Source organism: Haemophilus haemolyticus (assembly GCF_001679045.1).
Taxonomy (GTDB): domain Bacteria; phylum Pseudomonadota; class Gammaproteobacteria; order Enterobacterales; family Pasteurellaceae; genus Haemophilus; species Haemophilus haemolyticus.
Window position 1 is genome coordinate 1 of record NZ_LYCK01000013.1, and the last position, 21,877, is coordinate 21,877.

24 protein-coding genes and 1 pseudogene are annotated in these 21,877 nt (G+C 38.9%); 16 read left to right on the forward strand and 9 right to left on the reverse strand.

Translation table 11 applies throughout. From position 1 onward, the window contains the following. Window positions 1-64: 64 nt before the first annotated feature. From A8M50_RS05595 to fkpA, 5 genes are all read right to left on the reverse strand, one after another. Window positions 65-352: a DsrH/TusB family sulfur relay protein gene (locus A8M50_RS05595; RefSeq protein WP_005644552.1), complete on the reverse strand. Its 288-nt coding sequence runs from the start codon at window positions 350-352 to the stop codon at window positions 65-67. Window positions 353-360: 8 nt separating this feature from the next. Next, the gene (tusC, locus tag A8M50_RS05600; protein WP_005644410.1) at window positions 361-720 is read right to left on the reverse strand and encodes a sulfurtransferase complex subunit TusC; all 360 of its coding nucleotides are present in this window, start codon (window positions 718-720) and stop codon (window positions 361-363) included. After that, a complete protein-coding gene (gene tusD, locus A8M50_RS05605; RefSeq protein ID WP_005644522.1) occupies window positions 717-1,097 on the reverse strand; it encodes a sulfurtransferase complex subunit TusD in 381 nt (126 codons plus the stop codon). The genes tusC and tusD overlap by 4 nt, the downstream gene beginning before the upstream one ends. Then, window positions 1,097-1,762, reverse strand: coding sequence for a helix-turn-helix transcriptional regulator (locus A8M50_RS05610; RefSeq protein ID WP_005644402.1), 666 nt, complete (start codon window positions 1,760-1,762; stop codon window positions 1,097-1,099). Before A8M50_RS05610 ends, tusD begins: the two co-directional genes overlap by 1 nt. Window positions 1,763-1,850: 88 nt before the next feature. Continuing rightward, entirely contained in the window at window positions 1,851-2,576 is a 726-nt protein-coding gene (gene fkpA / locus A8M50_RS05615) for an FKBP-type peptidyl-prolyl cis-trans isomerase (RefSeq protein WP_005644496.1), read from the reverse strand. 97 nt (window positions 2,577-2,673) lie between these two features. Here fkpA and A8M50_RS05620 point away from each other — a divergent pair, with 97 nt between their 5' ends. Next, window positions 2,674-2,895 carry a SlyX family protein gene (locus A8M50_RS05620; RefSeq protein ID WP_005644361.1) on the forward strand — a complete coding sequence of 74 codons (222 nt, stop codon included), beginning with the start codon at window positions 2,674-2,676 and terminating at the stop codon, window positions 2,893-2,895. Window positions 2,896-2,986: 91 nt separating this feature from the next. Here A8M50_RS05620 and pgdx read toward each other — a convergent pair whose 3' ends face one another. Then, the gene (gene pgdx / locus A8M50_RS05625; RefSeq protein WP_005644349.1) at window positions 2,987-3,712 is read right to left on the reverse strand and encodes a hybrid peroxiredoxin PGdx; all 726 of its coding nucleotides are present in this window, start codon (window positions 3,710-3,712) and stop codon (window positions 2,987-2,989) included. 124 nt (window positions 3,713-3,836) lie between these two features. Here pgdx and oxyR point away from each other — a divergent pair, with 124 nt between their 5' ends. Both oxyR and fabR read left to right on the forward strand, forming a co-directional pair. Continuing rightward, window positions 3,837-4,742, forward strand: coding sequence for a DNA-binding transcriptional regulator OxyR (gene oxyR / locus A8M50_RS05630; RefSeq protein WP_005635648.1), 906 nt, complete (start codon window positions 3,837-3,839; stop codon window positions 4,740-4,742). Beyond that, window positions 4,742-5,359 (forward strand): HTH-type transcriptional repressor FabR, encoded by a 618-nt coding sequence (gene fabR, locus A8M50_RS05635; protein ID WP_005629669.1) that lies wholly within the window; start codon window positions 4,742-4,744, stop codon window positions 5,357-5,359. Before oxyR ends, fabR begins: the two co-directional genes overlap by 1 nt. A gap of 56 nt (window positions 5,360-5,415) precedes the next feature. Here fabR and greB read toward each other — a convergent pair whose 3' ends face one another. Continuing rightward, window positions 5,416-5,892, reverse strand: a complete 477-nt coding sequence (gene greB, locus A8M50_RS05640) for a transcription elongation factor GreB (protein ID WP_005644376.1) — start codon at window positions 5,890-5,892, stop codon at window positions 5,416-5,418. 107 nt (window positions 5,893-5,999) lie between these two features. Between greB and A8M50_RS05645 the strand changes: the two genes are divergently transcribed. From A8M50_RS05645 to A8M50_RS05660, 4 genes are all read left to right on the forward strand, one after another. After that, window positions 6,000-8,312 carry a Tex family protein gene (locus A8M50_RS05645; protein ID WP_005644321.1) on the forward strand — a complete coding sequence of 771 codons (2,313 nt, stop codon included), beginning with the start codon at window positions 6,000-6,002 and terminating at the stop codon, window positions 8,310-8,312. Between the two features lie 125 nt (window positions 8,313-8,437). After that, window positions 8,438-10,858, forward strand: a complete 2,421-nt coding sequence (gene gyrB / locus A8M50_RS05650; protein WP_005644589.1) for a DNA topoisomerase (ATP-hydrolyzing) subunit B — start codon at window positions 8,438-8,440, stop codon at window positions 10,856-10,858. Window positions 10,859-11,004: 146 nt separating this feature from the next. Next, a complete protein-coding gene (gene rpe, locus A8M50_RS05655; protein ID WP_005644414.1) occupies window positions 11,005-11,679 on the forward strand; it encodes a ribulose-phosphate 3-epimerase in 675 nt (224 codons plus the stop codon). Window positions 11,680-11,724: 45 nt separating this feature from the next. Continuing rightward, window positions 11,725-12,399, forward strand: coding sequence for a phosphoglycolate phosphatase (locus A8M50_RS05660; RefSeq protein WP_005644473.1), 675 nt, complete (start codon window positions 11,725-11,727; stop codon window positions 12,397-12,399). 65 nt (window positions 12,400-12,464) lie between these two features. On the opposite strand, the gene asnA is transcribed toward A8M50_RS05660, so the two are convergent. Continuing rightward, window positions 12,465-13,457: an aspartate--ammonia ligase gene (asnA, locus tag A8M50_RS05665; RefSeq protein WP_005644375.1), complete on the reverse strand. Its 993-nt coding sequence runs from the start codon at window positions 13,455-13,457 to the stop codon at window positions 12,465-12,467. 154 nt (window positions 13,458-13,611) lie between these two features. Between asnA and asnC the strand changes: the two genes are divergently transcribed. Then, window positions 13,612-14,064 (forward strand): transcriptional regulator AsnC, encoded by a 453-nt coding sequence (gene asnC, locus A8M50_RS05670; RefSeq protein ID WP_005644578.1) that lies wholly within the window; start codon window positions 13,612-13,614, stop codon window positions 14,062-14,064. 25 nt (window positions 14,065-14,089) lie between these two features. Here asnC and hslR read toward each other — a convergent pair whose 3' ends face one another. After that, window positions 14,090-14,485 (reverse strand): ribosome-associated heat shock protein Hsp15, encoded by a 396-nt coding sequence (gene hslR / locus A8M50_RS05675; RefSeq protein WP_005626656.1) that lies wholly within the window; start codon window positions 14,483-14,485, stop codon window positions 14,090-14,092. 70 nt (window positions 14,486-14,555) lie between these two features. On the opposite strand from hslR, the pseudogene nudE reads away from it, so the two are divergent. The 8 genes and pseudogenes from nudE (at window position 14,556) to A8M50_RS05715 (ending at window position 21,788) form a co-directional block, all read left to right on the forward strand. Next, a pseudogene (gene nudE / locus A8M50_RS05680) lies at window positions 14,556-15,113 on the forward strand (ADP compounds hydrolase NudE). A 243-nt stretch (window positions 15,114-15,356) separates the two neighbouring features. Beyond that, window positions 15,357-17,345 (forward strand): OPT family oligopeptide transporter, encoded by a 1,989-nt coding sequence (locus A8M50_RS05685; protein ID WP_005644475.1) that lies wholly within the window; start codon window positions 15,357-15,359, stop codon window positions 17,343-17,345. A gap of 53 nt (window positions 17,346-17,398) precedes the next feature. Continuing rightward, entirely contained in the window at window positions 17,399-17,815 is a 417-nt protein-coding gene (locus A8M50_RS05690) for a hypothetical protein (RefSeq protein WP_005644416.1), read from the forward strand. A gap of 4 nt (window positions 17,816-17,819) precedes the next feature. Further along, window positions 17,820-18,629: a 3'(2'),5'-bisphosphate nucleotidase CysQ gene (gene cysQ, locus A8M50_RS05695; RefSeq protein WP_032826483.1), complete on the forward strand. Its 810-nt coding sequence runs from the start codon at window positions 17,820-17,822 to the stop codon at window positions 18,627-18,629. A gap of 74 nt (window positions 18,630-18,703) precedes the next feature. Further along, window positions 18,704-20,188 (forward strand): glucose-6-phosphate dehydrogenase, encoded by a 1,485-nt coding sequence (gene zwf / locus A8M50_RS05700; protein WP_005644574.1) that lies wholly within the window; start codon window positions 18,704-18,706, stop codon window positions 20,186-20,188. Window positions 20,189-20,270: 82 nt separating this feature from the next. After that, window positions 20,271-20,969 carry a 6-phosphogluconolactonase gene (gene pgl / locus A8M50_RS05705; protein WP_005644309.1) on the forward strand — a complete coding sequence of 233 codons (699 nt, stop codon included), beginning with the start codon at window positions 20,271-20,273 and terminating at the stop codon, window positions 20,967-20,969. 33 nt (window positions 20,970-21,002) lie between these two features. Beyond that, complete coding sequence (locus A8M50_RS05710) at window positions 21,003-21,395, forward strand: GNAT family N-acetyltransferase (protein ID WP_005644591.1); 393 nt, start codon at window positions 21,003-21,005, stop codon at window positions 21,393-21,395. 60 nt (window positions 21,396-21,455) lie between these two features. After that, on the forward strand, window positions 21,456-21,788 hold the full coding sequence (locus tag A8M50_RS05715) for an avidin-fold protein (protein WP_005644352.1): 333 nt from the start codon (window positions 21,456-21,458) through the stop codon (window positions 21,786-21,788). Window positions 21,789-21,877 lie beyond the last annotated feature (89 nt).

Genomic DNA, 21,877 nt, shown 5'->3' on the forward strand with positions numbered 1-21,877 from the left:
CGCACTTTTTGTTTATAGGTAATATCTGATAATTAACTCGAGTATTTACTAGATTGTTTGATTTTTATAGTGATAGCTGTGGTGAATAATTCTCTGTGATTTCAACAAGTTCTTCTATTGAAATTAATTTTATCTTGCTGCTTTGAGGTAAAAGTGCGGTGAGATTTCTTGCTAAAACATCTTGTTCTAACATCATACAATTCGCCTTACATCTAGCAAAATAATCAAGGTATTTTACTGCCAATAACACACCATCTTGCCATAATACTACCGCATCTTTTTCTGTAATATATGAAAAATAGTCATCTAGTTCAGTTTGGGGATAATCTGATTGAGAAAATGTATAAAGCATGATATTCCTTAGAAAGTGAACAATTTTTCAGCTTGAGTAAGTTTTTCTATTAATAAAGAGCGGTCAATTTTTTCACAAGATAGGATGAGTTGCTTATCCTCTATCTTAAATTTCTGTAAAGACTCCGTACAGATAAAGCGTTGTTCTACATCATATAAATCTAATAATTTAAAGGTTCTAATGAAGTCTTTCTGTTGAATGAGTTCAGGTTGTTGATGATTAATAAGATTTAGTACACCATCATCTATAAAAAATACGCCAATGTCATCTGGATTACAAAAAGCTGTTGCGGCAAGAATGGCATCTAAGCCTTCTCGTGAAATGGATGCGCCATGTGGAGATGTGCGAAATAAAAAGGCTATTTTCATAGGGTTATTACTCGATCTGCTTTTAAACTTGCTGCCATAAATTCACCAAGGCCTGCAATTATGAATCCCTCTGCAAGATTGTAGTGATCTGTGGTTGATGTGGTTAAGTTATCGACGATACCTCGTCGTTGAGATGCTGCAACACATAAATGTAAAGGAACATTGTGGTCGATGGAAAACATTTGCCAATGTTTTTGTAAATTAACTTCATCATTAGCTGGATACGCTAATGCATTTCCGTTACTTACTCCATCTTGAAAGAAAAAAATCTGTGAGATTTCGTGGCCTTTTTTGATTAAGGCGTCTGCAAATTGATAAGCTAAAAATGCCCCTTGCTTTCCGTAAATAGGGCTTTTGACGGCGATAACATAGCGCATTATTCTTGCTCTTGTTTGATTTGGCGGATGTAGAGGTAAACCGTATGTCGGGAAATATCTAAACGTTCTGCGACTAAATTAATCGCATCTTTAATATCAAAAATACCTTTTTCGTAAAGAGAAAGGACGATTTGTCGGTTTTTAGTATTATTGGCAACAGAGCGATCTGCATTGACTTCTTCTATTGTTTTTTCAATAGTCTGCGCAACCAAGTCTTCAACTGAACTCGCAAAGTTCACTGAAGATGTTTCATTTGTATGCTCCGTTGGCATAAAACATTGCAAAAATTGAGACACGGGTACATCTAAATTGATATTGATGCAAAGTAAACCAATAATACGTTGAGTTTTATTACGAATAGCGATAGTTACTGATTTCATCAGTACGCTGCCTTTTGCTCGTGTAAAATAAGGCTTTGAAACACTTTCGCTTTGCATATTTCGTAGCGAACGTAAGGCAAGATCGGTGATTGGCGAACCAACTTGTCGATTAGTGTTATGTCCGTTAGCAATACAAATAGCAGAATGTTCAATATCTTCTAGAGAATGAAGCACGATTTCGCAGTGTTCGCCAATCAGTGCGCTTACACCATCAACGACCGCTTTGTAGGAGTTTATGATAGTGCGATCTTCGTCGGTGAAAGGATATTTGTCGTTTAAAGTCATGGTGTTAGGTTAAAAGTGCGGTAAAAATTTCGCTCGTTTTTATAATAAAAAGCACGCGTTAAAGAACGCGCGCTATTAAACTTATTAATTATTTTGTAGCTTTGGGATTGACGTCTAATACTTCCACATCAAAAATTAATGTTGAATTTGGTGGAATAGATGCGCCAGCACCTTGTTCGCCATAGCCTAATTCAGGGGCAATAACTAATTGAATTTTTCCGCCTTTTTTCACTAATTGAAGACCTTCAGTCCACCCTTTAATTACCTGATCAAGTTGGAATTCTACAGGTTGACCGCGCTCTACGGAGCTATCAAATACTTTTCCATTTGGTAATTTACCCGTGTAATGTACTTTAACGGTATCTGTTGCTTTGATTGCGTCGCCTTTACCAGCATTTTCAATTTTGTACATTAAACCAGATTGCGTAGTTTTTACATCTTTACCTTTAGCAAATTCAGCACGGAATTTATCACCTTCTTCTTTTGCTTGTTTAGCAATCAATTCTGCTTTTGCTTTTGATGCAGCCATTAATTTTGCTTCAATAGATTCTAAGGTTTTTTGGATTTTTTCATCTTTACGAACATCCACTTTACCTTCTAAAGCATCTTTTAAGCCATCTAAAATACGTGCATTATCATATTTGATGACTTCTTTGTGTGAATCTACAAGATCTTTCATTTGACCGCCCATGAGTGTACCTACGGCATAAGATGCAGCTTTCTCATCGAATGCGCTATCCTCTGCAAAAACTTGGCCAGAAATCACCGCACTTACCATTAATGCTGCGATAGATAATTTTTGAATTTTTAACATATGAGTTAATCCTTTATAATGAATGGAATAATACGAGGAATAGATTAAATGGCTTTCTATCTATTCTCAACTTTTTTTTAGAATTTAGAGAAAATTTATGCAAATTCAACAAATGTTAGAAAATCGCATCGAGGAACTTGAAACGAAAATTGCATTTCAGGAACAGTTATTAGATGAATTAAATCACGCTTTAGTTCAACAGCAATTTGATATTGATAAAATGCACGTCCAATTGCGTTATATGGCAAATAAATTAAAAGATTTTCAACCGTCTAACATTGCAAGTCAATCTGAAGAAACACCTCCGCCCCATTATTGATTTTTGCAATAAATTCGAACAAATGAAAAGGGCGCTTAATGCGCCCTTTAAATTACATTCCCAAATAATAACCAGCTAAATACTTGCCTGCTTATGCAAAGTATTTTTCCAAATCGTCGCTACCGCCAATGTGTTTACCACCGATAAACACTTGTGGAACAGTAGTACGACCTGAAACTGCACGTACGCTCACGATTGTTGCATCGTGACCTAATACGATTTCTTCGAAGCTTAAGCCTTTATCGTGTAAAAGTTGTTTTGCTTTTGCACAGAAAGGACAGCCAGGTTTTGTGAAGATTGAAATAGACTCTTGCACTTGGTGTTGTGGTGCAAGGTATTTCAACATAGTGTCAGCATCTGATACTTTGAACGGATCGCCTGGTTCGTTTGGTTCGATAAACATTTTTTCAACTACGCCGTTTTTTACAAGCATAGAATAACGCCATGAACGTTTACCGAAACCTAAATCTTCTTTACCAACTAACATACCCATGCCTTTGGTAAATTCACCATTACCATCTGGAATGAAAGTGATGTTTTCAGATTTTTCATCTTCTTTCCATGCGTTCATTACGAAAGTATCATTTACAGATACAACAAGAATATCGTCTACACCGTATTTTTTGAATACTGGTGCTAATTCGTTGTAACGTGGTAAGTGCGATGATGAGCAAGTTGGAGTGAATGCTCCCGGTAATGAGAACACGATCACTGTTTTGTTATCAAATAATTCAGAGGTAGTTACATCAACCCATTTATCACCCTGACGAGTGCGGAATGTCACTTGAGGGACTTTTTTTCCTTCCATACTAGACATTGTTTTTTTTCTCCTATTGGTTGTTAATTTAAATTTTATGCGCTGTATTATAGGGAAAATTATGATATAGTCATAATCAATTAATTCTATTCTTTTAATTGAATTTTTCTATAGGGAAAATCTCATGAATATCCGTGATCTAGAATATCTTGTTGCCTTATCTGAATATAAACATTTCCGCCGTGCTGCCGATTCTTGTAATGTGAGTCAACCAACATTAAGTGGTCAAATTCGTAAATTAGAAGATGAGCTCGGTATTATCTTGTTAGAGCGCACTAGTCGTAAAGTGTTGTTTACTCAATCTGGGATGTTATTGGTTGATCAGGCTCGTACAGTTCTTCGAGAAGTTAAATTATTGAAAGAAATGGCGAGTAATCAAGGTAAAGAAATGACAGGGCCATTACACATCGGTTTAATTCCAACAGTTGGTCCTTATTTGCTCCCTTATATTGTGCCAACGTTAAAAGCGGCATTCCCTGATTTAGAAGTTTTTCTTTATGAAGCGCAAACGCATCAATTATTAGAACAATTGGAAACGGGGCGTTTAGATTGTGCTATCGTTGCCACTGTTCCAGAAACTGAGGCTTTTATTGAAGTACCTATTTTCAACGAGAAAATGTTACTTGCCGTATCTGAGCATCATCCTTGGGCTCAAGAAAGTAAACTTCCAATGAACCAGTTAAATGGGCAAGAAATGTTAATGCTTGATGATGGCCATTGTTTGCGTAATCAAGCGCTAGATTATTGCTTCACTGCTGGCGCAAAAGAAAATTCCCATTTCCAAGCGACTAGCCTTGAAACTTTGCGCAATATGGTGGCAGCAAATGCTGGTATCACTTTTATGCCTGAATTAGCGGTGCTGAATGAAGGCACGCGCAAAGGTGTGAAATATATTCCTTGTTATTCGCCTGAGCCATCACGTACCATTGCGTTGGTTTATCGTCCTGGTTCACCATTGCGTAATCGTTATGAGCGTGTGGCAAGTGCGGTCAGCGATGAAGTTAAATCTATTCTAGGTGGGTTGAAATAATGGCTGGTGTTCGCGCTGTTCAAAAAGAAAAGACTCGTCGCGCTTTAGTGGATGCGGCATTTAATCAACTTAGTGCAGAAAAAAGTTTTTCTAATTTGAGTTTGAGAGAAGTTGCCCGCGAGGCTGGAATTGCGCCTACATCTTTCTATCGTCATTTTAGCGATATGGATGAACTCGGCTTAGAAATGGTGGATGAGGCTGGTTTGATGTTGCGCCAATTAATGCGTCAAGCGCGTAAACGTATTGATGCTGGCGGTAGCGTTATTTCTGTTTCTGTTGATACATTTTTTGAATTCATCACTAATAGTACGAACGTTTTCCGCTTGCTATTACGCGAAAGTTCAGGCACTTCTCAAGCTTTTCGTACTGCGGCAGCACGTGAAATTAAGCATTTTGTTGATGAGTTAGCAGAATATATTTCCTATAAACATCAATATTCGCAATATGTTGCTTATGTTCAAGCGGAAGGTATCGTAACAATCGTATTCACTGCAGGGGCTAATGCTTTAGATATGAGTAAAGCTGAACGTGAGCAACTTAAAGCTCGCGTGATTTTGCAGTTGAGAATGCTTGCAAAAGGCGCTGATTTTGCAGCGAATAAGGAAAGAGGTAAGTAAGATAGTTTATATCTAGCCTATTAGTTTAGATATTCACTATCTTTTATTTTTCCGAGTTATTTCTCATACCAAATTTTATTCACATAAAGTGTGATAAAACCTGAGGGCGTTTCTACCCGCACTTCGTCGTCTAATGTTTTTCCGATTAAAGCTCGAGCAACTGGGGAATCAATGGATATCCAATTTTTCGCAGGGGCAAATTCATCGCAACCGACGATACGGTATTGCTTGGTTTCACCATCTTCATCTTCCAATTCTACCCATGCCCCGAAGAAAACTTTTCCTTCTTGCTTTGGGTTGTAATCGACAATTTGTAGCACTTCCAATCTTTTAGTTAAAAAACGTACTCGTCGATCAATTTCACGTAAGCGACGTTTACCATAAATATATTCGGTATTTTCGCTACGATCGCCTAGAGCGGCTGCATCTGAGACAGCTTGAGTGACTTTGGGGCGTTCTTCTTTCCACAAAAACTTGAGTTCTTGGTCAAGCTCATTCCAGCCTTGACGGGTAATATAATTTGATTTTGCCATAATAAAAATAAAAGAAAGTTTTTCGAATTATATTTGAGCCAACAGCCTAAAACCAGTATTCTATCCCCGTTTTTTCTTGAATCCTTTCATAACAAAGAAGTATGACAATGTTAAATCAACAAATTAGCCAAATTATTGCGGCTGAATTAACCGTTCAACCCCAACAAATCCTCTCCGCCATTCAATTATTAGATGATGGCAACACCATTCCATTTATCGCCCGTTATCGTAAAGAAGCCACTGGAGGCTTGGATGACACCCAACTTCGTCATTTTGAAACCCGTTTAATTTATTTACGTGAATTAGAAGAACGTCGTCAAACCATTTTGAAATCTATTGAAGATCAAGGGAAATTGACCGATGAATTGCGTGACAAAATCCATTCGACACAAAGCAAAACTGAATTAGAGGATTTATATTTACCGTTCAAACCAAAACGCCGTACCAAAGGTCAAATTGCCATTGAAGCGGGTCTTGAGACATTGGCTGATTTGCTTTGGAACGAGCCAAAAAATGATCCAGAATCAACCGCACTTTCCTTTGTTGATGCTGATAAAGGCGTGACAGACACCAAAGTAGCCCTTGATGGTGCACGCTATATTTTAATGGAGCGTTTTGCTGAAGATGCAGGTTTATTAGCGAAAGTCCGTGATTATTTAGCAAAAAATGCGGTTATCGTATCCAAAGTGATCGAAGGCAAAGAAACGGACGGCGCAAAATTCCAAGATTATTTCGACCACCAAGAATTATTGAAAAATGTGCCTTCTCACCGTGCATTAGCGATGTTCCGTGGACGTAATGAGGGCATTTTACAATTAAGCTTAAATGCTGATCCTGATGCGGAAGAGGGAAGTCGCCAAAGTTATTGTGAAGAAATTATTCGTGATTATTTAGATGTACGTTTTACAGGTCAGCCTGCGGATAAATGGCGTGAGCAAGTGATTGCGTGGACATGGAAAATCAAAGTGTCGTTGCATTTAGAAACGGAATTAATGGCAAGTTTACGTGAAAAAGCGGAAGAAGAAGCTATTGATGTTTTCGCTCGAAATCTGACCGCACTTTTAATGGCGGCACCCGCTGGCGCGAAGAGCACAATGGGCTTGGACCCAGGCTTACGTACGGGGGTTAAAGTCGCAGTGGTGGATAACACAGGTAAATTATTAGATACCACCACCATTTATCCACACACGGGGCGTGAAGCTGAAGCGCAAGTGGCGATTTTCAGCTTAATCCGCAAACATAACGTAGAGTTAATTGCCATTGGTAATGGTACAGCTTCTCGTGAAACAGAACGTTTTGCGAAAGAAGTGATTAAAGAAATCAAAGAAAATAAACCTCAAACCGTTGTAGTGAGCGAAGCGGGCGCATCCGTTTATTCTGCTTCTGAATTTGCCGCAAATGAATTTCCGAATTTAGATGTATCTTTGCGTGGTGCGGTCTCTATCGCCCGTCGTTTACAAGATCCATTGGCAGAATTAGTGAAAATCGAACCGAAAGCCATTGGTGTGGGGCAATATCAGCACGATGTAAATCAAACCCAACTTGCGCGTAAACTCGATGCGGTGGTGGAAGACTGTGTAAACGCAGTAGGTGTGGATTTGAATACGGCATCTGCACCATTACTTGCTCGCGTGGCAGGGATGACGAAAACCTTAGCGCAAAACATTGTGGAATACCGTGATGAAAATGGTCGTTTTGAAAGTCGTGCAGAATTGAAAAAAGTGCCACGTTTAGGGCCAAAAGCCTTTGAGCAATGTGCAGGCTTTATGCGTATTGCAGACGGGAAAAATCCACTTGATGCTTCAGGTGTTCACCCAGAAGCTTATCCTGTTGTCGAAAAAATCTTGCAAGCCACCGCGCAATCTATCCAAGATTTAATGGGTAACGCTGGTGTGGTGCATCAACTTGACGCTAAACAATTCATTGATGAGCAATTTGGTTTACCAACGGTTCAAGATATTTTTAAAGAATTGGAAAAACCGGGTCGCGATCCGCGTGGTGAGTTTAAAACTGCCGTATTTGCAGAAGGCGTAGAAGAAATCACCGATTTAAAACCAGGCATGATTTTAGAAGGTACTGTCACCAATGTGACTAACTTCGGCGCATTTGTGGATATTGGGGTTCACCAAGACGGTTTAGTACATATTTCATCATTAAGCGATAAGTTCGTGGAAGATCCACATCAAGTGGTGAAAACTGGCGATATCGTAAAAGTAAAAGTGTTGGAAGTAGATGTGCCGCGCAAACGTATCGCATTAACAATGCGATTAGATGAAAGTGCGGTCAAAAATGACGGCAAATCTGACCGCACTTTATCTGCAAGACTTCGTGGAAATACGCAACGAGAGGAGCGTAGTTCAATAGGTAATAATGCGATGGGCAATGCCTTTGCTGATGCGCTAAAAAATTGGAAAAAATAACAAGTTATAGGGCGAGATTATTCGCCCTTTTTTTATATCTTTCCTTTCCCGAAAAGCATCGCCAAAACGGCGATTTTTTGCTATAATCCCACCCAATTTTTATTTACAAAAGAATGAGATAAATTATGTCAGAAACGACCAATGATAACTATGGTGCATCGAGCATTAAAGTATTAAAAGGCCTTGATGCGGTGCGTAAACGTCCAGGTATGTATATCGGTGATACCGATGACGGTACTGGTTTGCACCATATGGTATTTGAAGTGGTGGATAATGCCATTGATGAAGCCCTCGCTGGCCATTGTTCCGATATTATCGTGACAATTCATGATGATAATTCTGTATCGGTGCAGGATGATGGACGTGGTATTCCGGTGGATATTCACCCTGAAGAAGGCGTTTCTGCAGCAGAAGTTATCATGACCGTGCTTCACGCTGGCGGTAAATTTGACGATAACTCTTATAAAGTATCGGGCGGTTTACACGGTGTGGGCGTATCAGTGGTGAATGCGCTTTCTGATAAATTACAGTTAACCATTCGTCGTCAAGGTCACGTTCATGAGCAATTCTATCATTTAGGTGAGCCACAAGCGCCATTAACAGTGATTGGTGACACAGAGGCAACGGGGACAACGGTTCGTTTCTGGCCAAGCTCAGATATTTTTGCTATCACAACCTTTGATTACAAAATCTTAGCAAAACGCTTACGTGAGCTTTCTTTCTTGAACTCAGGCGTATCTATTCGTTTAATTGATAAACGTGATGGCTCAGAAGATCATTTCCATTACGAAGGCGGTATTCAAGCGTTCGTCGAATATTTGAACAAAAATAAAAACCCAATCCATCCAAAACCATTTTATTTTACCGCTGAGAAAGATGGCATCGGTGTAGAAGTTGCCTTGCAGTGGAATGATGGTGTAAATGAAAACGTGTATTGCTTTACCAATAATATTCCTCAACGTGATGGTGGTACTCACCTAGCAGGTTTCCGTGGGGCTTTAACCCGTAGCTTAAATAGCTACATGGAAAACGAAGGTATGCTGAAAAAAGAAAAAGTGGCGACTTCAGGCGATGATGCGCGTGAAGGTTTGGTGGCGATTATTTCAGTTAAAGTGCCTGATCCAAAATTCTCATCGCAAACTAAAGACAAACTCGTGTCTTCAGAAGTTAAAAGTGCGGTGGAATCTGCGATGAATGAAAAAATGCAGGAATATTTATTGGAAAATCCTGCAGATGCAAAAATCATTGTAAATCAAATTATTATGGCCGCTCGTGCGCGCGAAGCCGCACGTAAAGCTCGTGAAATGACGCGCCGTAAAGGGGCATTAGATATTGCAGGGTTACCGGGTAAACTTGCAGATTGCCAAGAAAAAGATCCTGCGCTTTCTGAACTTTACTTGGTGGAGGGTGACTCTGCGGGTGGTTCTGCAAAAGTTGGTCGCGATCGTAAAACTCAAGCAATTTTGCCATTGAAAGGTAAAATCTTAAACGTAGAAAAAGCACGTTTCGACAAAATGTTGTCTTCCCAAGAGGTGGGCACATTAATTACTGCTTTAGGCTGCGGCATTGGTCGTGATGAATATAATCCAGATAAATTACGCTATCATCATATCATTATCATGACTGATGCTGATGTGGATGGTTCTCACATTCGTACGTTGCTTTTAACGTTCTTCTATCGTCAAATGCCTGAGCTTATTGAGCGTGGTTATGTTTACATTGCTCAGCCGCCACTTTACAAAGTGAAAAAAGGAAAACAAGAACGCTACATTAAAGATGCGGATGAAATGGAGCAATATGAATTAACGCTTGCGTTAGATGGCGCAGAATTACATATTAGCGCAAATGCACCAGCAATGAATGCCCTTGTATTTGAAAAATTGGTGGCAGAATATAACAGCGTACAAAAACTTATCGGTCGTTTAAGCCGCCATTATCCAGCCCCTGTATTGCAAGGATTAATTTATCAGTCGCCAATTTCTGTTGAAATGATGAAAGACAAAAGTGCGGTTGAAAATTGGGGTAAATCTTTTGTTGAACAACTGACTGCAAAAGAAACAGAAGCGCATCAATATTCAGTGCGTATACAATTTAATGCGGAACGCCAAGTATATGAAGCGGTGATTACGGTTCGTAAACACGGTATTGATACCGATTATTTCTTGAATTTTGATTTTGTTCACGGCAATGAATACGCTAAAATTGTTTCTCTTAATAAACAACTCAATGGTTTATTGGAAGAAGGCGCTTACGTTACACGCGGTGAAAAAGTACAACCAGTGCGTAGTTTTGAACAAGCCGTTGAATGGCTGGTAAAAGAATCTCGTAAAGGCCTTGAAGTACAACGTTATAAAGGACTTGGTGAAATGAACGCAGATCAACTTTGGGAAACCACAATGGATCCAAATTCACGTCGTATGTTGAAGGTTTCTATTAAGGATGCCGTTGCTGCGGATCAACTCTTCACGACCTTAATGGGAGATGAAGTTGAGCCACGCCGTGAGTTCATTGAGTTGAATGCGTTAAGAGCAAATTTGGACGTGTAAATTTCCGTCTATTTATATTGATAACTGAAAGGGCACTCAAGTGCCCTTTCTTTGTTTATCTTATTATTTCATATAAGGATTCCTATTGGTTTTTTGAACTTAAGTGAGTAAACTAAATGCACTCATTTTCTCAACGGAGAACCTTTATGAAACCTTATCTTATCGCTCCATCAATTCTTTCTGCCGATCTCGCTCGTCTTGGTGATGATGTACAAAACGTACTTAATGCGGGTGCGGATGTTATTCATTTTGATGTTATGGATAACCATTATGTACCTAATCTCACTTTTGGGCCTGCGGTATGTCAAGCTTTACGTGATTATGGCATTATCGCACCGATAGATGTGCATTTAATGGTAAAACCCGTAGATCGTATTATTCCCGATTTTGCTAAAGCAGGTGCGAACTACATCACTTTCCACCCAGAATCTAGCGAACATATTGACCGCTCTTTGCAGCTTATTCGCGATTGTGGTTGTAAATCTGGATTAGTGTTTAATCCTGCGACACCGTTGAGCTATTTAGATTACGTTTTGGATAAAGTGGATGTGGTTTTATTAATGTCAGTGAATCCTGGATTTGGCGGACAATCTTTTATTCCAGCAACATTGAAGAAATTACAACAGGCTCGTAAGATCATTGATGAAAGTGGTTATGACATTCGTCTTGAAGTAGATGGCGGTGTGAAGGTTGATAATATTGCGGAAATTGCAGCGGCGGGTGCAGATATGTTCGTGGCGGGTTCTGCAATTTTTGGTAAGCCAGATTATAAACAAGTTATTGACCAAATGCGTACACAGTTAGCGAATGTAAGTGCATAATTGTCATTTTAATGAAATGCGATTGCAATAGAACAGAGAAAAACAATGAATACACAATTTAAACTTATTGGCTTTGATTTAGATGGCACCTTGGTAAATAGCTTGCCTGATTTGGCATTATCGGTAAATTCAGCTTTGGCTGAATTTGATTTACCGCAAGCGCTAGAAGCATTAGTGTTAACTTGGATCGGTAATGGTGCGCCTGTATTAATTGCCCGTGCGTTGGATTGGGCGCAAAAACAAACAGGAAAAGTTTTAACTGAAGAAGAGATTAAGCAGGTAACAGAGCGTTTTAATTTTTATTATGGTGAGAATTTATGTAACGTCAGCTGCTTGTATCCGAATGTAAAAGAAACATTAGAAACCTTGAAAGAAAAAGGCTATGTCTTAGCAGTTGTTACCAATAAACCCACAAGACATGTTCAGCCAGTATTGGCCGCGTTTGGAATTGATCATTTATTTAGTGAAATGTTAGGTGGTCAGTCTTTACCTGCCATTAAACCACATCCAGGTCCGCTTTATTATTTATGCGGAAAATTTGGTTTTGAACCACGTCAAGTGCTTTTCGTGGGCGATTCTAAAAATGATATTATCGCAGGCCACGCTGCAGGCTGTGCAGTTGTTGGTTTAACTTACGGTTACAATTATAATATCCCTATCAGTGAATCAAATCCAGATTGGGTGTTTGATGATTTTGCCCAGCTCTTAACGATTCTTTAAGTTTCTTATCTAACAAAAAAGTGCGGTAAAATTTCACCGCACTTCTTTTATCAAAGAAATTATTTTTAAAGAATGTTTGAAAATTCTTCTAACATTTCTTTTGGCCATACGCTTGATTGCACTTCACCGATATGTTTTTTACGAAGTAAAAGCATCGCTAAGCGAGATTGACCGATACCACCGCCGATAGTTAATGGTAATTTCCCGCTTAATAAATCTTGGTGCCAATCCATTTTTAAACGGTCTTCATCACCCGTTAGGCCAACTTGTAAGCGTAATGCACTTTCATCTACGCGAATGCCCATTGAGGAAAGTTCAAATGCTTTGCCTAATTGGTCGTTCCATACCAAAATATCACCGTTTAAGCCTTTGTAGCCATTTTCAGATTCAGTTGTCCAGTCATCATAGTCTGGTGCTCGACCATCGTGAGGTTTACCATCTGAAAGTTTTCCGCCAATTCCGATCAAGAATACTGCGCCGTATTCTTTACAAATTGCGTTTTCACGTTCTTTACTGCTTAAATCTGGATAGCGTTTTACTAAATCTTCGCTATGCACAAAGGTAATGTGTTTTGGAAGAATTGAAGGGATATCAAAACGTGCTTCTACGGCTAATTCTGTTAAACGAATAGCACGATAAATAGAATTTACCGTTTCTTTTAAGTATGCAAAGTTACGACGACCTTCAGGAATCACTTTTTCCCAGTCCCATTGATCCACATAAACAGAGTGAGTTGGATCAAGAGAATCTTCATCTGGACGCAATGCTTTCATATGAACAAACAAGCCTTCGCCTTCTTTAAAGTTGAAGCGAGCAAGGGTATGGCGTTTCCATTTTGCAAGAGAATGTACTACTTCAAATACGGCATTTGGAATACATTTCACGTTAACTTGAACGGCTTTCTCAATGCCAGATAAGTTATCTTGCATTCCGTTACCCACTTGGCTCAAGATAGGGCCTTGTACTTCAATAATGCCAAGTTGTTCAATAAGATTTTGGGTGAAGGTATTCTTCACAAAACTGATTTCTTGTTGTTGTAAAATAAATGTCTTTTTCATTTTGATAACCTTTTTTTAATGAGGAGTAATATTTTTGAGTATTATTCAATAAATTATGATTTTATTTCAAGTATTTTATTTACTTTCTTATTTTTATTGAATATTATCTAAATCAGAAAAGAAAAATTAAATAAAATCTAAAGGAGGCGATTTTATGCACAATATTGACAGTTTAGATCGGCAAATCTTACGTGTACTCACCAAAGATGCGAGAACTCCCTATGCCGAAATGGCTAAAAACTTTGGCGTCAGTCCGGGAACGATTCATGTGCGAGTAGAAAAAATGCGCCAATCGGGCATTATTGAAGGCACGAAGGTGATCATTGATGAGCGTAAATTAGGTTATGACGTATGCTGTTTTATCGGCATTATTCTAAAAAGCGCAAAAGATTATGAGAAAGTGATCAAAAAGCTAGAAAATTTTGATGAAGTAGTTGAAGCCTATTATACAACGGGCAATTACTCCATTTTCTTAAAGGTGATGACACACACAATTGCAGAATTACATTCTGTTTTGGCGACCAAGATTCAGTTAATTGATGAAATTCAATCCACTGAAACCTTGATTTCAATGCAAAATCCAATTTTGCGAGATATCAAACCTTAAGAAAATAGAAAGTGCGGTGAAATTTTTATTCAAATTTATCCTGATGTTTAAATTTCAATAAATCTCTCCGCTCTTTTTTATTTGGGCGACGATCGGGATGGGGCATGGAAAGGGAGTTATTTTTTCTTGCCCATGCTATTTCTTCTCTTTTTTTCACGCTATTTTCGGTTTCTTGATAGAGTAATTGTGCCTCTGGCGCACCTCGGCGTTGATCGCTTAAGGCGATAATTTTTATTTCTTTTTCTTCGTTTCCTTGACGAAGTTTTAACATTGCGCCTACTTCCACAATTTTACTTACTTTCGCACGTTGATTGTTGTAATGCACTTTGCCACTTTCAATCATGGCTTTAGCAATGCTACGTGTTTTGTAAAATCGCGCAGCCCACAACCATTTATCTAATCTGACTTCTTTTTCTTCCATTTGTGAATTTCTCTTTTGCTATTTTGTGGTACAGTTTGTCCCAATCCTATCACAAAATAAAGGAAAACTTATGTTATCCGATTCATCCAAAAAATTACCTAAAATTCTTACCGCACAAGTTGTTGCTAAGTCTCGTTTATTTGAAATTTAGTCTGTTGATTTGGCGTTTTCTAATGGGGAATTACGTACTTATGAGCGTTTCAAACCCGGTAATCAACAGGCTGTTATGATGGTTCCCATTGATGGGGATGATCTTTTATTGATTCGTGAGTATTCAGTTGGCACAGAACGTTATGAATTAGGATTTCCGAAAGGCGGCGTAGATAAAGATGAAGAACCGAAAGAGGCAGCAAACCGTGAATTAAAGGAAGAGTTGGAGCTAGGGGCCAATAAAATTGATTTCTTGCGTACGGTGATTACCAATCCAAGTTATATGCGTAGCGTTATGCATATTTTTGTTGCTCAGGATTTTTATCCTTGCCAGTTAGAAGGCGATGAGCCTGAACCGTTAGAAATTGTTCGCTTTCCGTTGTCGAAAATTGATGAGTTACTTGCAGACCCAAGTTTCAATGAGGCTAGAAATTTAACCGCGCTTTATTCCTTGAAAGATTATTTAAGCCAAAAATAATAGGCTTAATTTAATTATCGTTCTCTCATTTTCCCCTTTTGAAGGGGAAAATCATGGCTAGCCAGATGAACATCACTCTGAGTTAGCCTTTTTAGCTTATCTATAAATAAAAAATCATTCAAATATTCCCCTTTTTATTAAATATTTTCTAACAATCTCAAATTTCCCTTTAAAAAACTTGAAAAAATACTCGATTTTTGACAATGTTTAGGTGTTTTCTTTTTTTACTCAAGGAACATTTTTATGCATAACGAAAACTTAAAAGAATTGACCGTTCGAGGAATTATCCTCGGCGCATTGATTACAGTGATTTTCACTGCATCCAATGTGTATCTCGGTCTAAAAGTGGGGATGACATTCGCGTCATCTATTCCAGCGGCCGTTATTTCTATGGCTGTGCTCAAATTTTTCAAAGATTCTAGTATCCTTGAAAATAACATGGTGCAAACACAAGCATCTTCAGCGGGGACACTTTCTTCTGTGATCTTCGTCTTACCAGGCTTATTAATGATGGGTTACTGGCAAGACTTCCCGTTCTGGCAAACCATGTTGATTTGTGCTGCGGGTGGTACATTGGGCGTGTTATTCACCATTCCATTACGCCGTGCGATGGTAGTAAATAGTGATTTACCTTACCCTGAAGGCGTAGCGGCTGCAGAAATCTTAAAAGCGGGTAATCATGCAGATGGCGATAGCGGCGTGAAAGATATTGCTTACGGTGGTGTTTTAGCGGGATTAGTTGCATTTTTAACGAACGGTTTACGCGTGATGGCTGATGGTGCAAGCGCTTGGATTCAAACTAGTAAAGCGGCTTTCCAATTACCAATGGGCTTCTCCCTTGCCTTGCTTGGTGCGGGTTATTTAATTGGTATCGTAGGCGGTATAGCGATGTTAATCGGTGTTATTTTGACTTGGGGTGTGGCTGTGCCATATTTCACGATGTCAGGTGATATCGCAGCAGACGCAAGCTTAATTGATGCCGCAATGGTGGTTTGGAAAACGAAAGTACGCTTTATTGGTGTAGGTACGATTGGTATTGCAGCGATTTGGACATTACTTATTTTAATGAAACCAATGATTGAAGGGATGGTACATTCTTTCCGTATGTTGAAAGGTGGACAGGCTGAATCTGAGCATCGCGTTGATATCGACCTTTCTCCAAAAACAATGATTTATATCTTAATCGCAACAGTTGTGTTAATTGTTATTTCATTACACCACTTTATCGCGGCTGCACCGATTTCACCTGAGCTTTCCATTTTATTAGTTGTAGTTTGTACTTTCTTAGCGGTATTTATCGGATTCTTCGTGGCTGCAGCTTCTGGTTATATGGCGGGTTTAGTAGGTTCATCTTCAAGTCCAATTTCTGGTATCGGGATTATTTCTGTTATCGTGATTTCATTGGTATTGGTGTCAATAGGTAATGCATCTGGCTTATTTGAAACCGTAGATGGTCAGAAATTTTTGACCGCACTTACACTCTTTACTGCGTCAATTGTATTAACCACAGCAACAATTTCTAATGATAACTTGCAAGATTTAAAAACCGGTTTATTAGTGGATGCGACACCTTGGCGTCAACAAGTCGCATTAATTATCGGCTGCTTTGTCGGTGCACTTGTTATCGCGCCAGTATTAGAAATTTTATATCATGCGTATGGTTTCAGCGGTGCGTTGCCACGTCCAGATATGGATCCTTCACAAGCCCTATCTGCACCACAAGCAACATTAATGACCACCATTTCTCAAGGTATTTTCACAAATAAATTGGAATGGACTTATATTTTAACTGGTGTAGGTTTAGGTGCTGTGTTAATTACGATTGATGCATTCTTGAAAAAAGTCAGCAACAAAGTCTTTGGCTTGCCAGTTATTGCTGTGGGGATTGGTATTTACTTACCACCATCAATTAATATGCCTGTGATTGTCGGAGCATTCTTAGCGTGGATCATGACTCGTCATATTGCAAAACTTGGTAACAAAGAAGTGTCAGCTAAAGCAGAACGTTTCGGTACGCTTTTCTCTGCAGGTTTAATCGTAGGTGAAAGCTTAATGGGTGTCATTTTAGCATTCATTATTGCAGCTTCTGTTACTACTGGTGGTTCTGAAGCGCCATTATCCTTAAATCTTGAAAACTGGGATACTATTGGCGAGTGGTTAGGTTTAATTGTCTTTATCGTGGGCATTGTGATTTTTGCATCTCGCGTATTACGTGCGAAAAAATCTGATTAATCTTTAAATTTATTTTAGAATAGGCTACCTTTTGGATAGCCTATTTTTTTATTATGAAATCTTACTTAAAAACACTTATTTTTTTCCCTCTGATTTTACAGGTAATCGTCACCGCACTTTTGATTTGGTTCGATGATGATTCAAGTGGCGTTATCGTTCCTTTTTCTAGTTATGCTCTCACGGCATTTCTTCTCGCCACCATTCCCGCATTTTTAACCGTACTTTTAGCCGCAAAATTCCGTTACACACGTTATAACATTGCTTCTATTGTATTAGTTTCATCGATCATTTCATTTGTTTACTGCAATATGGCATCTTATTTTTATTTGTTATTGCTCGGCGAACAAGAAACGTCCTTTTGGGGCTGGTTGACAGAAGGGGGATTATCTCTAGGTCTAATAAGCACATGCGGAATGGTATTTTATGCTCTGTTTGTTATGCCGTGGTTGCTGCCAAAAACAAGAGAATAATTTTATGCTCACGCTAAACGAACACTTACTTAACCAAGTATTGCTGATTGCTTACCAAGCGGGTAAGCATTTGCAACAGTTTTATCAAAAACAGGTTCATGTCGAATTGAAAGAAGACAACACGCCTGTAACGGAAGCGGATCTTTTTGTGAGCCAATTTTTAACAGAAAAATTGACCGCGCTTTTCCCTAATGTCCCAGTTCTTTCTGAAGAAAATTGTCATATTTCCTTTGAAGAACGTAAAAATTGGAAAGAATATTGGTTGATTGATCCTCTTGATGGCACACGACAATTTATTAATCGTACCGATCAATTTTCTGTTTTGATAACCTTAGTTCGTAAAAATAAACCAGTGTTAAGCGTTATTCATGCGCCAGTTTTATCGATAACTTATTATGCAATGCGTGATTTCGGTGCGTTTAAAAAACAACTCGAACAGGTAAAAAAACTCACTAAAAACACGACAAATTTTGACAGCCCTTTACGAATTGCGGTGGGTGCAACCACTTCACAAGAAAAAGTGCGGTCGATTTTGCCGAAGGATTTTCCTTGTGAATTTGTTGTGGTTGGTTCAAGTAGCTTAAAAAGCGGTTTAGTGGCTGAAGGTGCAGTAGATTGTTATGTTCGTTTAGGACAAACTGGCGAATGGGATACCGCTGGCGCTGAAGTCCTACTGGGTGAAACTCATGGTGCTATTTTTGACTCTCATTTTGAGCCTTTAACCTATAACCAACGCGAAACCTTGATTAATCCGCATTTTGTTATGGTGGCCGATCAATCGCTCGATTGGCGTTCTATCTTTCAATTTAATTGATTGGTTCGATTGGTTTTTTTCTCTAGAATACGGCATTATTTTCGACATTACTCGGAATCTTATAAGGAATAATTATGCAAACTGATAATAACTGTATCGTCATCTTTGGCGCGTCTGGTGACTTAACTCACCGTAAACTCATTCCAGCTCTTTATAATCTCTACAAAATTGGACGTTTGAGTGAAAACTTTTCCGTTCTAGGTGTTGCACGTTCTGAGTTGAACGATGAAACTTTCCGCGAAAAAATGCGTGAGGCGTTAATCCATAATGAAGAAACAACACCAGAAACCTTAGATGCTTTCTGCTCTCATCTTTATTACCAAGCGGTGAATACTTCTGATGCGCAAGATTATGGCAAACTTGTTCCACGTTTAGACGAACTTCACGATAAATATCAAACTTGTGGTAACACCCTTTACTATATGTCCACTCCGCCAAGTCTTTATGGCGTGATTCCTGAGTGTTTGGCTGCACATGGTTTAAATACGGAAGAATATGGTTGGAAACGCATTATCGTTGAAAAACCGTTTGGTTATGATGAAAAAACAGCGCAAGCATTAGACGTACAAATCCACCGTTTCTTTGAAGAACACCAAATTTATCGTATTGACCATTATTTAGGTAAAGAAACCGTTCAAAACTTGCTCGTATTACGTTTTTCAAATGGTTGGTTTGAACCGCTTTGGAACCGTAATTTCATTGATTATGTGGAAATTACTGGCGCAGAATCTATAGGCGTGGAAGAGCGCGGTGGCTATTATGATGGTTCTGGCGCAATGCGCGATATGTTCCAAAACCATTTATTGCAAGTATTAGCGATGGTGGCAATGGAGCCGCCAGCGATTATTAATGCGAATTCAATGCGTGATGAAGTGGCAAAAGTGATGCATAGTTTGCGTCCATTAACTGCCGAGGATATGGAGCATAATCTCGTTTTAGGTCAATACACTGCGGCTGAAATTAACGGCAAAATGGAAAAGGGCTATTTAGAAGAAAAAGGCGTACCGGCAGATTCTCGCACTGAAACCTACATCGCATTGCGTTGTGAAATTGAAAACTGGCGCTGGGCGGGGGTGCCGTTCTATGTCCGTACGGGTAAACGCTTACCGGCTCGAGTGACTGAAATTGTGATCCATTTTAAAACTACGCCACATCCTGTGTTCAGCCAAAATGCACCAGAGAATAAATTGATTATTCGTATTCAACCTGATGAAGCAATTTCAATGCGTTTTGGTTTGAAAAAACCAGGCGCAGGTTTTGAAGCGAAAGAAGTATCAATGGATTTCCGTTATGCAGATTTAGCAGGCGCACAAGTATTAACCGCTTATGAACGCTTATTGTTAGATGCGATGAAAGGCGATGCAACCTTGTTTGCTCGTACTGATGCTGTGCATGCTGCATGGAAATTTGTGCAACCGATTTTAGATTACAAAGCTAATGGTGGTCGTATTCACGAATATGAAGCCGGCACTTGGGGCCCTGTGGCAGCCGATAAATTAATTGCAAAACAAGGCAAGGTGTGGCGTAAACCAACAGGTTTAATGAAGAAAAAAGTTTAATTAATCTAATTGGGTGGGCTTTAGCCCACCTCTCGTAATATCGAACATAATAAATTGTGGGCTAAAGCCCAACGGAAAATCAATGAACTATATCAGCTTCCCAACGGCTCAACACGCAGTCGATAAAATTGCTCAAGAATTTGTGATTTATAGTCAATTAAATCATCCCGTACATATTTCCCTTTCTGGTGGTTCAACGCCTAAGTTGCTATTTAAAACCTTAGCAAAATCACCTTATGTTGAACAAATTAACTGGAAAAATCTGCATTTTTGGTGGGGAGATGATCGTATGGTTCCGCCATCTGATCCTGAAAGCAATTATGGCGAAGTGCAGAAACTCTTATTCGATCACATTCAAATTCCAGCAGAAAATATTCACCGAATTCGCGGTGAAAATGAACCGCACTTTGAGCTCAAACGTTTCGAAGAAGAATTAAGTGCAGTCATTCCAAACGGTGTTTTTGATTGGATCATTTTAGGCATGGGAACTGATGGTCATACCGCTTCTCTCTTCCCACATCAAACCAATTTTGATGATGAAAACCTTGCTGTCATTGCTAAGCACCCTGAAAGTGGTCAAATTCGCATTTCTAAAACAGCCAAACTCATTGAACAAGCCAAACGCATTACCTATTTGGTCACCGGCGAAAGCAAAGCGGATATTTTAAAAGAAATTAAAACAACACCCGCTGAAAACCTGCCTTATCCTGCAGCAAAAATTAAAGCGAAAAATGGGGTAACGGAATGGTATTTGGATAAAGTGGCAGCGAAATTGCTATAACAAGTTAAGTATCAAATATCGCAGGCTTGTAAAATGATAAACTACAAAGTGAATGAACCGATTTCAGTTAAACAATTTATTGAATTGTTAAATAAAACAACGCTTGGGGCACGCCGTCCGTTAGAGGATGAAAAACGCGTCGCAGCAATGTTGCACCATGCGGATTTATTAGTGACCGCTTGGGATGGTGAACAATTAGTGGGCGTGGCACGTTCCGTGACGGATTTTGTCTACTGCTGTTATTTATCTGATTTAGCGGTTGATGAGCAATATCAAAAACAAGGTATTGGATTGCAATTGATTGAACACACTAAACAAGCCTTGCATCCACAAGCCAAAATTGTGCTTTTATCTGCTCCACAAGCTGTGGATTATTATCCACATATTGGATTTACTCAGCATATGAGTGCATGGACGAAGAGTTAATTTATTAGCATTGTACGGACTAAAATAAGATATAGATGAATCAGATTCGGAGTGACTTTAATGTTGAATTTAGATAATAAAAAATTCGTTGCTGTTGAAAATACATCAAATGGTGAGGTGAGTAGCCAAACAGACTTTCATTACCATCAACAAGGTGAAATGATTTGGGCCGAATATTGTGGTGGTGAAATTTTAAAAGGTTTTTTAATTGGGAAATGGATTGACGATACTCAAATTGAATTTACGTATCAACATTTAAATCAATCACTAGAAAATCGTTTGGGGCGTTGTTGTACCACATTTTCTTTAGAAAATAGTAAACTCATCGGTCATGAAAAATGGCAGTGGTTAGACACGTTAGAGCAAGGCAGCTCTTTAATTAGAGAAATTTAAAAGAAGTTTTGCTATAGAATATCTGAGACAAGCTTCTTATACTTTACAAGAAATACTAAATGATAGGTGCATCCGTACCTCACAAACAG